Origin of the sequence: Klebsiella sp. BIGb0138 (assembly GCF_004342285.1) — a bacterium.
Taxonomy (GTDB): Bacteria; Pseudomonadota; Gammaproteobacteria; order Enterobacterales; family Enterobacteriaceae; genus Klebsiella.
The window spans coordinates 653,088-667,689 of sequence record NZ_SMCV01000001.1 but is presented as its reverse complement, the minus strand read 5'-3'; the positions used below and the strand labels follow the sequence as shown (position 1 = coordinate 667,689).

The following is a 14,602-nucleotide window of genomic DNA, read 5'->3' as shown; positions in this document are numbered from 1 at the left end:
CTTTCCTCAGGCAGGCGCGTCCAGCGCCTGCGCCAGTAAGGTGATCGGGTGTTCGCAGCGTTTGCTGGTGGACATCTCGATTTGCCACTTGCAGGTTTCACAATCGGTGACCACAAGGTCGGCCCCGCTCTCCTCAATCTGGCGAAACAGCGGGGCGCCAATCGCCTGCGAAGAGGGATAATTCTCCGATTTAAAACCGTAGGTGCCGGCAATGCCGCAGCACTGTGAATCCAGCACCTCCAGCTGTAAGCCTGGGATCTGCCGCAGCAGTTCGAGGGTATACAGCGACCAGCCCATTTTCTCCATATGACACGGCGTGTGATAGACCACCTTAAGCGGCAGCGACCGTAGCGGCAGGGGGCGCCCGGCATCCAGCTGGCGCCAGATCCAGCGCGTCGCCAGTTCGACCCGGTCGCGAATATCGCCGTTGTCGACGTCCAGCAGGTGCGGGTATTCATCCCGCAGGGTAAAGGTACAGGTCGATGAGGTGGCCACGATCGGCAGCGGCTTCTCCCGCATGGCGGCGACGTTGCTGAGCGCCTGCCTGCGGGCTTTGGCAAAAAAGCCGTTGGCGATGAGCGGCACGCCGCAGCATTTTTCTTTGCTTAACAGCTGCACGCCGGTGCCCATAGCGTTAAGGACGCGGATCAGATCGTGACCGAGCTGCGGATGGTTGTAGTTGACGTAACAGCCGTGAAAGAACGCCACCTGTTCGCTGAACTGCGCCTGGCGGTCCGCCTGCAGACGGTACGCCCGGCGAAAAGTGCCGAAGCCATATTTCGGCAGGCTGCGGCGATGGTCAATCTTTAGCGTCGCATCCAGCAGCCGGCGCACCGGTTTGAGCCCCGTCGCGGCGTTGACCAGCGGAGCAAACGGCGTGGAAAGGGTACCCATCAGGTCGGTATGGCTGAGGATGGCATCGCGCAGCGTCGGCTTTTGCTGACTGTACTGCGCCCGTGCCCGCTGAATAATGTCGCCGATTTTGACGTCGGAGGGGCAGGCCACTTCGCAGCGCTTGCAGTTAATACAATATTTTAAGGCCTCGTCGTACAGCGCCCCGTCTTTCAGCCGCAGACGTTCGCCATCCGGCCCCGCCTGTTTCGGGCCGGGGTAGCGAGGATTGACCCGGCTGACCGGACAGGCGGTCGTACAGACGGTACATTTAATACAGCTCTCAAAGCGGGTATCGTTCATCGCGCGCCTCCGGCAAGGTCATTGATCTGTTTTGCGACGTGCAGCGCCGTCACCGCGCAAACGCCGCCGCCGCACCCCAGCTGAATGGCATCAAAACCGCCCAACAGCGAACCGATGGCAAACAGATTGCCAAGCGGCTGGCCGTGTAGCAGCGGACGCAGCCGCGCATCGGTTTTCAGACCAAAGCGCTGCCAGGGCTGCGAGGCGAAGAAGTCGCGTTGATACCAGCTCTCCCGCGGGGAGGTCTGCTGGAGATCGAGGTCGAGAATCGGTTCCCGCACCCGTTCTTTGTCGGCAATCAGGCCATTGCTGAAAAAACTGCCGCTGGCCAGGACCGCGAAGCGCGGGCGCAGCGCAACATCCCCGTGCTGACGGGTCCAGATGGCGGTGACCGCGCCATCCTGATGACCGATTTGCGTCACCTCGTCGCCCGCCAGCCAGGTTCCCCCGCCGCGGATAAAACGGCGCTGGAGCTGGTGATGCAGGCGCATGCCCGGCACCGAAGGCGGTAGCGTCGGCACCAGGCGCAGCGTACAGGGCAGCTGCGCCTGTAACCACGCGTATAGCGCACCGTCATTGAGGCCGAAACAGGCGGGCATGATCAGTAAATCGTACGCCAGCGCCAGCGGGCGTAATGCGGCGAGAAGGGAGGGCCAGTGGCGCTCTTCGTCGAGCATTCGGGCAATATTCGCGGCGCGAAATTCACTCGGGTTATCCCGCAGGATGTCCAGCAGCGGCAGGTCGATCTCCTCTGCCGTGGCGTTGACGCCTTGCTGATGGAGCGAGGCGGCGGCCAGATGCGGCTGGAAGTCGGCGAAACCGCTGATCCCGATCACGCCCACCCGGCCGGTGGTTAACGGGGCCACCGGCACTTCCTGCGGGGAAAGCCATGTCGGGCGCAGGGTGCCTAACGGCGTGACGCGCGAATGCGGCTGGTGCGCAGCGCCGTGCATCCGGATCCCGCTGGCCGCCAGCAGCGCTTCGGTTTGCGCGGCGTAGGCCATCACCAGGTCGGCGCCCAGCGTTGCGTAGGGATGAGCGGGAAGCTGCTCTGCCAGACGGGCGATCCCGTGGGCCACGTCGGTGACGACTTCGCCATCGGGAAGGGCGCAGAGCAGGTCCAGCGATGCGGAGGAGAAGTGCAGCGCGCTCTGGCCCCGGCTAACGATCGCGCAGCGCAGGCCGTGCTGGTTGAGACTCAGGCCGCAAAGCAGGCCGGCCAGCCCGCCGCCGATAATAACGCAATCAAATTTCATCCTGATGCTCCTTCTGCAGTCCGCACAGCCCGAGGTAGACCCAGCGGGTGAATTCGCTTTCGCGTAACGCATCGCCCCAGGCGACGGGCTGTACACCCCTCCAGCGTTCGTTGAGAAAGGCGGAAAGCTGGGTCAGCGACTGCGCCGGCGTGGTGATATTGAAGCGTTGTAGCAGCCCGGCCGCGCGGCAGGCGCACAGCTCCCCCTGGCAGGTACCCATTCCGATCCGCGTGCGGCGGCGCAAATCGAGCAGGCTGTTGACCGCTAAGTTTTCGACCGCGTACTGTACTTCCCCGGCGGTGACCATTTCGCATTCGCAGATCAGGCTGCGATGCTGGCGGGTATCCCCCAGCCAGGCGGGAGTCCGGTCGCCGTGGCGATAGATGGCGGAACCGCGCAGCGGGGCGGACAGGGAGATGATTTTTTTCACCGTGGTTTCGCTGGCTTCCTGTGAGCCCGGTAGCGGAGTATCGGCGGTGGTACAGGGGGCGCCGTTGCCCAGTTTGCGACAGACGGCATCCGTCGCCCACTCCGCCATCAGACGGTAGGTCATCAGCTTGCCGCCGGTGATGGTGAGAAAACCCTCCATTCCGTCGCGCTCGGCGTGATCGAGCAGGACAATGCCGCGGCTGACGCTGCGTCCGCTGGGGTCATTATCGCTGGCCACCAGCGGACGCACGCCGGAATAGGCGCGGAGTACGCGGGTGCGGCCAAGTACCGGCGCCAGCTTTTCACCTTCCCGTAGCAGGATGTCGACTTCGGCGGCGGTGACCCGGTTGTCGTCTATCTCGGCGTAGGGAATATGCTCAGAGGTGGTGCCAATCAGCGAAATGGTATCCCCGGGCACCAGAATATCGGCGTCGGCGGGTTTACGGCAGCGGTTGATCACCTGGCGATTAATACGATGGTCGAGGATCAGCAGCGAGCCTTTGGCCGGAAACATCGCAACGCGCAGATCGGCATATTCCGCGATCCGCTGGCCCCAGATCCCGGCGGCATTGACCACCATGCTGGCGCGCAGCGCGCGCGTTTCGCGTCGTTGATGATCGTAAAACTGTACGCCGCAAACGCGATCCGCGTGGCGGATCAGCGCGGTAATTTCGCAGCCGGTGAGAATGGTGGCGCCATGCTCGCGGGCGTCGAGCATGTTGGCGGCGGTGAGACGAAACGGGTCGATGGTGCCATCGGGAACCTGAACGGCGCCGAGCAGAGCCGGATTAACGGTCGGCTCAATGCGCAGCGCTTCCGCTGGCGACAGCTGGCGGGTCTCGATACCGGCCTGCTGACAGGCGCTGATAAAGGTCTGCTGCCAGGCCAGGTCGTCCTCGGGAAGGGTGATAAACAGTCCATTAGTGGGTTCAATACAGTGGCGGGCGATGCGGCGCAGGATGCGGTTTTCACTGATGCATTCCCGGGCCGATTCGCCATCGGTTACGGCATAGCGCGCGCCGCTGTGCAACAGCCCATGATTGCGCCCGGTCGCCCCGGTGGCGATATCGTGGCGTTCCACTAACGTTACGCGCAGCCCGCGAAGCGCACAGTCGCGCGCGATCCCTGCGCCGGTTGCGCCGCCGCCAATGATGATGACATCACATTCACCGCTATCGGCCATCTTCAAGTCCCTCTATGTTCGTTTTGCGCCATTTAGCCATACAAACAGTGTGTGTTGTTTGATTTCGAGCATATTCGCGCGTTATTCGAGCGTGTTATGTGATTTCATGCTCACAATGGAATTTTTTGTCATATTTTTGTAACAAAACGTGCGATATTTCACAGTATCTGAGCCGGGCTTTGCCTACCATCCCGCAGCATCAGAAGTGGGTGATTAGATTAGATTTTTCTTATCGGTATCAGCAGAAAAGAAATGGCCACGGAGGCTGCTATGTTAACTATTTTTAAACCTGCGCCACATAAAGCGCGTTTGCCAGAGGCGGAAATCGACCCGCTATATCGCCGTCTGCGCTGGCAAATTTTTATCGGCATCTTCTTCGGATATGCCGCTTACTATCTGGTTCGTAAGAACTTTGCTTTGGCCATGCCCTACCTGGTTGAGCAAGGGTTTTCGCGCGGCGATCTCGGTTTCGCGCTCTCGGGTATTTCCATCGCCTATGGATTTTCGAAATTCATCATGGGGTCGGTATCCGATCGTTCGAATCCGCGCATTTTCCTGCCGGCAGGGTTGATCCTGGCCGCGCTGGTGATGCTGGTGATGGGGTTCGTGCCCTGGGCGACCTCCAGCATTATGGTGATGTTTGTTCTGCTGTTCCTGTGCGGCTGGTTCCAGGGGATGGGCTGGCCGCCGTGCGGCCGGACGATGGTGCACTGGTGGTCGCAGAAAGAGCGCGGCGGTATTGTCTCGGTGTGGAACTGCGCGCATAACGTTGGCGGCGGGATCCCGCCGCTGCTGTTCCTGCTGGGGATGGCCTGGTTTAACGACTGGCACGCGGCGCTGTATATGCCGGCTTTCGGCGCCATTCTGCTGGCGGTGTTTGCCTTTGCCATGATGCGTGATACCCCGCAGTCCTGCGGCCTGCCGCCGATTGAAGAGTACAAGAACGACTACCCGGACGATTACAGCGAAAAGCATGAAGAGGAGCTGACCGCCAGCCAGATCTTTAAGCAGTATATTCTGCCGAACAAGCTGCTGTGGTATATCGCCGTGGCGAACGTCTTTGTCTATCTGTTGCGCTACGGCATTCTCGACTGGTCGCCGACCTATCTGAAAGAGGTGAAGCACTTCGCGCTGGATAAATCCTCCTGGACCTACTTCTTATATGAGTATGCGGGTATTCCGGGAACGCTGATTTGCGGCTGGATGTCGGATAAGGTGTTTAAGGGGAATCGCGGGGCGACCGGGGTCTTCTTTATGACGTTGGTGACCATTGCGACCGTGGTTTACTGGCTTAACCCGCCGGGCAACCCGGGCATCGACATGACCTGTATGATCGTCATCGGCTTCCTGATTTATGGCCCGGTGATGCTGATTGGTCTGCACGCCCTGGAGCTGGCGCCGAAGAAAGCCGCCGGCACCGCCGCGGGCTTTACCGGTCTGTTTGGCTACCTCGGCGGTTCCGTCGCCGCCAGCGCGATTGTCGGCTACACCGTCGACTTCTTCGGCTGGGATGGCGGTTTCATGGTGATGATCGGCGGTAGCGTACTGGCGGTACTGCTGCTGCTGGTGGTGATGATCGGCGAAAAACGCCATCACCAGCAACTGAAACAGTCTTAAGGAATGCGTATGAAAACGGCAATAACGACCTTGATGACCGGGATTTTACTGGCAGGTTGCACGCTAAGCTTTGCCGCGCTGGCAGGGGATAAGATAGTCATCGCCCACCGCGGCGCCAGCGGCTATCTGCCCGAGCATACGCTGCCGGCGAAAGCGATGGCCTATGCCCAGGGAGCCGATTATCTCGAGCAGGACCTGGTGATGACCAAAGACGATCGGCTGGTGGTGCTGCATGACCACTATCTCGATCGGGTCACCGATGTGGCGGAGAAATTCCCGCAGCGCGCGCGTCAGGATGGCCGCTTTTACGCGATCGACTTCACCCTGGCGGAGATCAAATCGCTGCGGTTCAGCGAAGGGTTCGAGCCTAAAGACGGTAAGCATGTACAGACCTTCCCGGGACGCTTTCCGATGGGAAAATCGGATTTCCGCGTTCATACCTTTGAAGAGGAGATTGAGTTCGTTCAGGGGTTGAATCATTCCACGGGGAAAAATATCGGTATCTACCCGGAGATTAAAGCGCCGTGGTTCCACCATCAGGAAGGCAAGGATATCGCCGCCAGCGTTCTGCAGGTGCTGAAGAAGTATGGTTACACCAGCAAGCAGGATAAAGTGTATCTGCAATGCTTTGATGCTAACGAGCTCAAGCGCATCAAGAACGAGCTGGAGCCGAAGATGGGGATGAACCTGAATCTGGTGCAGCTGATCGCTTACACCGACTGGAACGAAACCCAGCAGCGCCAGGCGGACGGCAAATGGGTTAACTACAGCTACGACTGGATGTTTAAGCCCGGCGCGATGGGGCAGATCGCACAATACGCCGACGGTATTGGCCCGGACTACCATATGCTGGTGGCGGCACAGGCCAGACCGGGCGAGGTGGCGTTGACCAATATGGTGCAAGAGGCGCATCAGCAGCATCTGGTGGTACACCCGTATACCGTGCGCGCCGACCAGCTGCCGGATTACGTCACCAATGTCGATCAGCTGTTCGACCTGCTGTACAACAAGGCCGGTGTCGATGGGCTGTTCAGCGACTTCCCGGATAAGGCGGTGCAGTTCCTGCAACAAGAGGGGGAACACCGCTAACCCGCGGTGTGAGCGGAAAACCTGTCCGCGCCGGCCGGCGCGGATGGGATTTCGCTAAGCGGCTACATCTCTATTTCGATATCACCCTTCGCCCGGCAGCAGCAGGGCAAAATTTCTCCCGGTTGGATAAACGCCAGCGGCTCGGTCAGCCAGTCAACCTGACCGGAGACCAGCCGCGTGCGGCAGGAACCACAATAGCCCGCGCGGCACTGATACTCCACGTCGATGTTATGTGATTCCAGGGCGGCCAACAGGGAAGGGTGTTCATCCTGACACTCCAGGCGAGTGTCAGAAATTTTCAAAAAAATGCGTTTCATCAGAGCTGGAAGTTGCTCAGATCGTCGGCATCGACTTCGGAATCGATCTGGCCGACCAGGTAGGAGCTGACCTCTACTTCCTGCGGCGCCACCTGCACGTTATCGGACACCAGCCAGGTGTTGATCCACGGAATCGGGTTGGAGCGGGTCTGGAAGGGCAGGTCGAGGCCCACCGCCTGCATGCGGATATTGGTGATGTATTCGACATACTGACAGAGAATATCTTTGTTCAGGCCAATCATCGAACCATCGCGGAACAGGTAATCCGCCCACTCTTTCTCCTGCTGTGCGGCCAGTACGAACAGATCGTAGCACTCCTGCTTACACTCTTCGGCAATTTCCGCCATCTCCGGGTCGTCTACGCCGGAACGCAGCAGGTTCAGCATATGCTGGGTGCCGGTCAGGTGCAGCGCTTCGTCACGGGCGATCAGCCGGATGATTTTGGCGTTGCCTTCCATCAGCTTACGTTCGGCGAACGCGAAGGAGCAGGCGAAGCTGACGTAGAAGCGGATCGCTTCCAGCGCGTTAACGCTCATCAGGCACAGGTAGAGTTTCTTTTTCAGCTCGCGCAGGTTGACGGTGACGGTTTTACCGTTGACGGTGTGCGTGCCTTCCCCCAGCAGATGCCAGTAGCTGGTCAGTTCGATCAGCGTGTCGTAATAGTGGGAAATACCTTCCGCTCGTTTCTGAATCTGCTCGTTAGTGACGATATCGTCAAAAACCATCGCCGGATCGTTGACGATGTTACGGATGATATGGGTGTAGGAGCGAGAGTGAATCGTCTCAGAGAACGCCCAGGTTTCAACCCAGGTTTCCAGTTCCGGGATCGAGATCAGCGGCAGCAGCGCCACGTTCGGGCTACGCCCCTGGATGGAGTCCAGCAGCGTCTGATACTTCAGATTGCTGATGAAAATATGTTTTTCATGTTCTGGCAGCGCCTGGTAATCGATACGGTCGCGGGAGACGTCAACCTCTTCCGGACGCCAGAAAAAGGAGAGCTGCTTTTCGATCAGCTTTTCGAAGATGTCATATTTTTGCTGATCGTAACGGGCCACGTTAACCGGCTGGCCAAAAAACATCGGCTCAAGCAGCTGATCGTTTTTTGTCTGTGAAAAAGTGGTATATGCCATTAAATGTGAGTCCTGTGGTGTTATTGCCCCTCACCCCGACCCTCTCCCGGAGGAGGGGGGAAAATCGTACGGAGCTTTTAGGTTTCCTCGCTCGCCAGAGCGAGGAGGGGATCAGATCTTACACGCGCCGCTTTCGCAGCCGTCGTCCTGGATGGACGGCGCCATATCGTCCTGCGCATCTTCCGCGCCATCACGGGTGTTGTGATAGTACAGAGTTTTCACGCCGAATTTATAGGCATTGAGCAAGTCTTTCAGCAACTGCTGCATCGGGACTTTCCCGGACTGGAAACGCGTCGGGTCGTAGTTGGTGTTGGCGGAAATCGACTGATCGATAAACTTCTGCATGATGCCGACCAGCTGCAGATAGCCGTCATTGTTCGGCATTTCCCACAGCAGCTCGTAGCTGTTCTGCAGTTTTTCATAGTCCGGCACCACCTGACGCAGAATGCCGTCTTTCGAGGCTTTGATGCTCACGTGGCCGCGCGGCGGCTCAATCCCGTTGGTGGCGTTAGAGATCTGCGAAGAGGTCTCGGACGGCATCAGCGCGGAGAGGGTCGAGTTACGCAGACCGTGGGTTTTAATCGACTCACGCAGCGCTTCCCAATCGTAATGCAGCGGCTCGCTGACGATAGCGTCGAGATCCTTTTTATAGGTATCGATCGGCAGCACACCTTTGGCATAGGTGGTTTCGTTGAACCACGGGCACGCGCCTTGCTCAATCGCCAGCTCGTTAGAAGCTTTCAGCAGGTAGTACTGGATGGCTTCAAAGGTTTTATGCGTCAGGTTGTTGGCGCTACCGTCGGAGTAGCGTTTGCCGTGTCTCGCCAGGTAGTAAGCGAAGTTGATCACCCCAATACCCAGGGTACGACGGCCCATCGCGCCGCGCTTGGCCGCCAGAATCGGGTAGTCCTGGTAATCCAGCAGGGCATCCAGCGCACGCACCGCCAGCACCGCCAGCTCTTCCAGCTCATCCAGGCTCTCAATGGCGCCAAGGTTGAAGGCGGACAGCGTACACAGCGCGATTTCGCCGTTTTCATCGTTGACATCGTCCAGCGGTTTGGTCGGCAGAGCGATTTCCAGGCACAGGTTGGACTGGCGAACCGGAGCGATAACCGGGTCAAACGGGCTGTGGGTGTTGCAGTGGTCAACGTTCTGAATGTAGATACGGCCGGTGGAGGCGCGTTCCTGCATCATCAGGGAGAACAGTTCAACGGCTTTAATCCGCTGTTTGCGAATGCTGTCGTCTTTTTCATACAGAGTGTACAGACGCTCGAACTCGTCCTGATCGGCGAAGAAGGCATCATACAGGCCCGGGACGTCAGACGGGCTGAACAGGGTGATGTCTTCGCCTTTCAGCAGACGGGTGTACATCAGTTTGTTGATCTGTACGCCGTAATCCATGTGGCGAACGCGGTTTGCGTCGGTACCGCGGTTGTTTTTCAGCACCAGCAGGGTTTCAACTTCCAGGTGCCACATCGGGTAGAACAGCGTCGCCGCACCGCCGCGTACGCCACCCTGCGAGCAGGACTTCACCGCGGTCTGGAAGTGCTTGTAGAACGGGATACAGCCGGTGTGGAACGCTTCACCGCCGCGAATCGGGCTGCCCAGCGCACGGATGCGGCCGGCGTTAATCCCGATACCGGCGCGCTGAGAAACGTATTTCACGATGGCGCTGGAGGTGGCGTTGATGGAGTCCAGGCTATCGCCGCACTCGATCAGCACGCAGGAGCTGAACTGACGGGTTGGGGTACGCACGCCGGACATAATCGGCGTCGGCAGCGAGATTTTGAACGTGGATACGGCGTCGTAGAAACGCTTGATGTAATCCAGACGCGTCGCGCGCGGGTAGTTGGAGAACAGGCAGGCGGCGACCAGAATATAGAGGAACTGGGCGCTTTCATAAATTTCGCCGGTCACGCGGTTCTGCACCAGATATTTGCCTTCCAGCTGTTTAACGGCAGCGTAGGAGAAGCTCATATCGCGATCGTGCACGATGAACGAGTCCATCTGCTTGAACTCTTCTTCCGTGTAGTCTTCCAGCAGATGCGTGTCGTATTTACCGTTCTTCACCATTTTAGTGACGTGGTCATACAGTGCCGGCGGCTCAAACTGGCCGTAGGCTTTTTTACGCAGGTGGAAAATCGCCAGGCGCGCGGCGAGATACTGGTAATCCGGCGCATCGCGGGAGATCAGGTCCGCAGCCGCCTTAATGATGGTTTCGTGAATATCGGCGGTTTTGATACCGTCGTAGAACTGAATGTGGGAGCGCAGTTCTACCTGAGAAATCGAAACGTTATTCAGTCCTTCTGCCGCCCAATCCAGTACACGATGGATTTTGTCGAGATTAATGCGCTCGGTGCTACCGTCGCGCTTTGTCACCAGCAGACTCTGATTCATGTGGATTATACCTGTCCGTGAGAGAAAATATCCCCCGTTTATCCACAGACCGTCGTTGTGACTAACTCTGTGGATAAATACTATATATAGGGGGTTGTAGATAAAAGAAACGCTATATGGTGAGTATTTTAGTAAGGATTCTTTTGAGTACAAGGGTTGATTTTGACGTTAATTTGAGGTTGCACAAGCGTAATAATCGCCTGGCCCACGTCGCATAAGGCCTGGCGAAGATGTCAATAAACTGGAAAATAAAAATGAAAATTTGATCGAGTGCTGATTTCTTCAACGGATGTAAAAATTACGCGGCTTGATGCCGCGCAATCATCACCGGATCGTCATATGAAAAACTGCTGACGTTATGCGTTTTTCGCGGTTGTATGCAACATATAGTTAACATCAACGCCGGGCGCCAGCTTGAAAGTATTGGTCAACGGATTGTAATGCAGACCGGTAATATGCTGCTCTTTCAGATTAGTCTGATCAACCCAGCCGATCAGCTCTGACGGCTTAATAAACTTCTTCACGTCATGGGTGCCCTTCGGCACCATTTTCATCACGTACTCTGCGCCGACGACCGCCATCAGCCACGCTTTCCCGTTACGATTAATGGTGGAAAAGAACACCTGGCCGCCGGGCTTCACCAGCCGCGCGCAGGCATGCACCACCGATTGCGGGTCGGGAACGTGCTCGAGCATCTCCATACAGGTCACCACATCGTACTGCTGCGCGTGCTTCGCCGCGTGTTCTTCTACCGTCTCCTGGACGTATTCCACCTGTACGCCGCTTTCCAGCGCGTGGAGCTTTGCCACCTGCAGCGGTTCAAAGCCCATGTCGAGCCCGGTCACCGTCGCACCTTCGCGCGCCATACTTTCTGCCAGGATGCCGCCGCCGCAGCCGACATCGAGCACCTTCTTGCCAAACAGACCGCCGGAACGCTCGGCAATATAGCCAAGACGCAGCGGGTTGATGCGATGTAATGGTTTGAACTCGCCCTCTAAATCCCACCAGCGCGAGGCGACGGCTTCAAATTTAGCGATTTCATGGTGATCAACGTTGTGGGCCACCGGCTGTTTTTCGGCATTCATGGGCGCTCTTACTCCTTTTCTGTTCAGACCGGCGAGTATATCAGTTGGCCGCCATGAATAAACCGTATATACCCATCGCCTTTCGCCGCGCCCGTTCATTAGCCCGGGAATCACTGACTAAAGTCAGCTCAGCAGGACTCCGGCATTTGCCGGCCTGACGCAGCGCGAAATTCATTGGGTATAGGTTTACCCGTATCACCGTGGCTGTGTTATAATTTGCGACCTTTGAATCCGGGATACAGTAGAGGGATAGCGGTTAGATGAGCGACCTTGCGAGAGAAATTACACCGGTCAACATTGAGGAAGAGCTTAAGAGCTCGTATCTGGATTATGCGATGTCGGTCATTGTTGGCCGTGCGCTGCCGGATGTCCGAGATGGCCTGAAACCGGTACACCGTCGCGTACTTTACGCCATGAACGTATTGGGCAATGACTGGAACAAAGCCTATAAAAAATCCGCCCGTGTCGTTGGTGACGTCATCGGTAAATACCACCCTCATGGTGATACCGCCGTTTATGACACCATTGTCCGTATGGCGCAGCCATTCTCCTTGCGTTATATGCTGGTCGATGGCCAGGGTAACTTCGGTTCTGTCGATGGCGACTCCGCCGCAGCGATGCGTTATACGGAAATCCGTATGTCGAAAATCGCCCACGAGCTGATGGCCGACCTGGAAAAAGAGACGGTTGATTTCGTTGATAACTATGACGGTACGGAGCGCATCCCTGACGTCATGCCGACCAAAATCCCTAACCTGCTGGTAAACGGTTCGTCCGGTATCGCAGTCGGGATGGCGACCAACATTCCGCCACACAACCTGACGGAAGTGATCAACGGCTGCCTGGCCTATATCGACGATGAAGATATCTCCGTCGAAGGGCTGATGGAACACATCCCGGGGCCGGACTTCCCGACCGCCGCCATTATTAATGGTCGTCGTGGTATTGAGGAAGCTTACCGTACCGGTCGCGGTAAAATTTATATCCGCGCCCGCGCTGAGGTGGAAACCGATGCCAAAACGGGTCGTGAAACCATCATCGTGCACGAAATTCCGTATCAGGTGAACAAAGCGCGCCTGATTGAGAAAATTGCCGAGCTGGTGAAAGACAAACGCGTTGAAGGTATCAGCGCGCTGCGTGACGAGTCTGATAAAGACGGGATGCGCATCGTGATTGAAGTGAAGCGCGATGCGGTGGGTGAAGTGGTTCTCAACAACCTCTATTCCCAGACGCAGCTGCAGGTCTCCTTCGGCATTAACATGGTTGCGTTGCACCATGGTCAGCCGAAAATCATGAACCTGAAAGATATCCTTTCAGCGTTCGTGCGCCACCGTCGTGAAGTGGTGACGCGTCGTACCATTTTCGAACTGCGTAAAGCTCGCGATCGTGCGCATATCCTGGAAGCGCTGGCGATTGCGCTGGCCAACATCGATCCGATCATCGAGCTTATCCGCCGTGCGCCAACGCCTGCGGAAGCCAAAGCCGGCCTGATTGCTCGCCCATGGGATCTGGGTAACGTGGCGGCGATGCTGGAACGCGCCGGTGATGATGCTGCGCGTCCGGAGTGGCTGGAGCCAGAGTTCGGCGTGCGCGACGGTCAATACTATCTGACCGAACAGCAGGCGCAGGCGATTCTGGATCTGCGTTTGCAGAAACTAACCGGCCTTGAGCACGAAAAACTGCTCGACGAATATAAAGAGCTGCTGGAACAGATTGCTGAGCTGCTGCATATCCTCGGCAGCGCCGATCGTCTGATGGAAGTGATTCGCGAAGAGCTGGAAGCCATGCGCGAGCAGTTCGGCGATCAGCGTCGTACCGAAATCACCGCCAACACCGCGGATATCAACATCGAAGATCTGATCAACCAGGAAGATGTGGTGGTCACCCTGTCTCACCAGGGCTATGTGAAGTATCAGCCGCTGACCGACTATGAGGCGCAGCGCCGCGGTGGCAAAGGTAAATCAGCCGCCCGTATTAAAGAAGAAGACTTTATCGACCGCCTGCTGGTGGCCAATACCCATGACACGATCCTCTGCTTCTCGAGCCGTGGTCGCCTGTACTGGATGAAGGTCTATCAGCTGCCGGAAGCCAGCCGTGGGGCGCGCGGGCGTCCAATCGTCAACCTGCTGCCGCTGGAAGCCAACGAACGTATCACCGCCATTCTGCCGGTACGCGAGTACGAAGAGGGCGTGAACGTCTTTATGGCGACCGCCAGCGGTACCGTGAAGAAAACCGCGCTGACCGAGTTCAGCCGTCCGCGTTCAGCCGGTATTATTGCCGTTAACCTGAATGAAGGCGATGAACTGATTGGCGTTGACCTGACTAACGGTAACGACGAAGCGATGCTGTTCTCCGCGGCCGGCAAAGTGGTGCGCTTTAAAGAGAGCGCGGTCCGCGCGATGGGCCGTACGGCAACCGGCGTTCGCGGTATTAAGCTGGCCGGTGAAGATAAAGTGGTCTCGCTGATTATTCCGCGCGGCGAAGGGGCGATCCTGACCGTTACGCAGAATGGTTACGGTAAACGTACGGCGGCGGAAGAGTATCCGACCAAGTCTCGTGCGACCCAGGGCGTTATCTCCATCAAGGTCACCGAACGTAATGGTTCCGTGGTCGGTGCGGTGCAGGTTGATGATTGCGATCAGATCATGATGATCACCGATGCTGGCACCCTGGTGCGTACTCGCGTATCGGAAGTTAGCATCGTCGGTCGTAACACTCAGGGCGTTATTCTGATTCGTACTGCGGAAGACGAAAACGTCGTGGGTCTGCAGCGCGTGGCTGAGCCGGTTGATGACGAAGAGCTGGATGCCATCGATGGCAGCGTTGCGGAAGGCGATGATGATATCGCGCCGGAAACCGACGCTGATGCCGATGATGACATCGCCGAAGATGAAGAATAATCTGC

At 57.5% G+C, this 14,602-nt stretch carries 10 protein-coding genes; 3 read left to right on the top strand and 7 right to left on the bottom strand.

All coding sequences use genetic code 11. From position 1 onward, the window contains the following. Positions 1-6 precede the first annotated feature (6 nt). From glpC to glpA, 3 genes are read right to left on the bottom strand one after another with little or no spacing between them, the layout of a single operon-like run. Entirely contained in the window at positions 7-1,194 is a 1,188-nt protein-coding gene (glpC, locus tag EDF73_RS03080; RefSeq protein ID WP_132725607.1) for an anaerobic glycerol-3-phosphate dehydrogenase subunit GlpC, read from the bottom strand. Next, positions 1,191-2,450 (bottom strand): glycerol-3-phosphate dehydrogenase subunit GlpB, encoded by a 1,260-nt coding sequence (gene glpB, locus EDF73_RS03075; RefSeq protein WP_132725604.1) that lies wholly within the window; start codon positions 2,448-2,450, stop codon positions 1,191-1,193. Before glpB ends, glpC begins: the two co-directional genes overlap by 4 nt. Next, positions 2,440-4,062, bottom strand: a complete 1,623-nt coding sequence (glpA, locus tag EDF73_RS03070; protein ID WP_132725601.1) for an anaerobic glycerol-3-phosphate dehydrogenase subunit A — start codon at positions 4,060-4,062, stop codon at positions 2,440-2,442. Before glpA ends, glpB begins: the two co-directional genes overlap by 11 nt. A 270-nt stretch (positions 4,063-4,332) precedes the next feature. Here glpA and glpT point away from each other — a divergent pair, with 270 nt between their 5' ends. Together glpT and glpQ are read left to right on the top strand one after the other, a co-directional pair. Then, positions 4,333-5,679 carry a glycerol-3-phosphate transporter gene (glpT, locus tag EDF73_RS03065; RefSeq protein ID WP_132725599.1) on the top strand — a complete coding sequence of 449 codons (1,347 nt, stop codon included), beginning with the start codon at positions 4,333-4,335 and terminating at the stop codon, positions 5,677-5,679. A 9-nt stretch (positions 5,680-5,688) separates the two neighbouring features. Continuing rightward, entirely contained in the window at positions 5,689-6,768 is a 1,080-nt protein-coding gene (glpQ, locus tag EDF73_RS03060; protein WP_132725596.1) for a glycerophosphodiester phosphodiesterase, read from the top strand. A 62-nt stretch (positions 6,769-6,830) separates the two neighbouring features. Here glpQ and yfaE read toward each other — a convergent pair whose 3' ends face one another. From yfaE to ubiG, 4 genes are all read right to left on the bottom strand, one after another. Then, positions 6,831-7,085 carry a class I ribonucleotide reductase maintenance protein YfaE gene (yfaE, locus tag EDF73_RS03055; protein ID WP_004201692.1) on the bottom strand — a complete coding sequence of 85 codons (255 nt, stop codon included), beginning with the start codon at positions 7,083-7,085 and terminating at the stop codon, positions 6,831-6,833. Then, positions 7,085-8,215, bottom strand: a complete 1,131-nt coding sequence (nrdB, locus tag EDF73_RS03050) for a class Ia ribonucleoside-diphosphate reductase subunit beta (protein WP_132725594.1) — start codon at positions 8,213-8,215, stop codon at positions 7,085-7,087. The genes yfaE and nrdB overlap by 1 nt, the downstream gene beginning before the upstream one ends. A 111-nt stretch (positions 8,216-8,326) precedes the next feature. Beyond that, positions 8,327-10,612, bottom strand: coding sequence for a class 1a ribonucleoside-diphosphate reductase subunit alpha (gene nrdA, locus EDF73_RS03045; protein WP_132725592.1), 2,286 nt, complete (start codon positions 10,610-10,612; stop codon positions 8,327-8,329). A 356-nt stretch (positions 10,613-10,968) separates the two neighbouring features. Further along, on the bottom strand, positions 10,969-11,697 hold the full coding sequence (gene ubiG / locus EDF73_RS03035) for a bifunctional 2-polyprenyl-6-hydroxyphenol methylase/3-demethylubiquinol 3-O-methyltransferase UbiG (protein ID WP_132725589.1): 729 nt from the start codon (positions 11,695-11,697) through the stop codon (positions 10,969-10,971). Between the two features lie 260 nt (positions 11,698-11,957). On the opposite strand from ubiG, the gene gyrA reads away from it, so the two are divergent. Then, on the top strand, positions 11,958-14,597 hold the full coding sequence (gene gyrA, locus EDF73_RS03030; protein WP_132725588.1) for a DNA topoisomerase (ATP-hydrolyzing) subunit A: 2,640 nt from the start codon (positions 11,958-11,960) through the stop codon (positions 14,595-14,597). The last annotated feature ends 5 nt before the right edge of the window (positions 14,598-14,602 follow it).

Bases quoted from the DNA above. Each gene is read 5' to 3' on its own strand.
- nrdA (WP_132725592.1), bottom strand. From the start codon at position 10,612: ATGAATCAGAGTCTGCTGGTGACAAAGCGCGACGGTAGCACCGAGCGC.
- yfaE (WP_004201692.1), bottom strand. From the start codon at position 7,085: ATGAAACGCATTTTTTTGAAAATTTCTGACACTCGCCTGGAGTGTCAG.
- ubiG (WP_132725589.1), bottom strand. From the start codon at position 11,697: ATGAATGCCGAAAAACAGCCGGTGGCCCACAACGTTGATCACCATGAA.
- glpT (WP_132725599.1), top strand. From the start codon at position 4,333: ATGTTAACTATTTTTAAACCTGCGCCACATAAAGCGCGTTTGCCAGAG.
- nrdB (WP_132725594.1), bottom strand. From the start codon at position 8,215: ATGGCATATACCACTTTTTCACAGACAAAAAACGATCAGCTGCTTGAG.
- glpB (WP_132725604.1), bottom strand. From the start codon at position 2,450: ATGAAATTTGATTGCGTTATTATCGGCGGCGGGCTGGCCGGCCTGCTT.
- glpC (WP_132725607.1), bottom strand. From the start codon at position 1,194: ATGAACGATACCCGCTTTGAGAGCTGTATTAAATGTACCGTCTGTACG.
- gyrA (WP_132725588.1), top strand. From the start codon at position 11,958: ATGAGCGACCTTGCGAGAGAAATTACACCGGTCAACATTGAGGAAGAG.
- glpA (WP_132725601.1), bottom strand. From the start codon at position 4,062: ATGGCCGATAGCGGTGAATGTGATGTCATCATCATTGGCGGCGGCGCA.
- glpQ (WP_132725596.1), top strand. From the start codon at position 5,689: ATGAAAACGGCAATAACGACCTTGATGACCGGGATTTTACTGGCAGGT.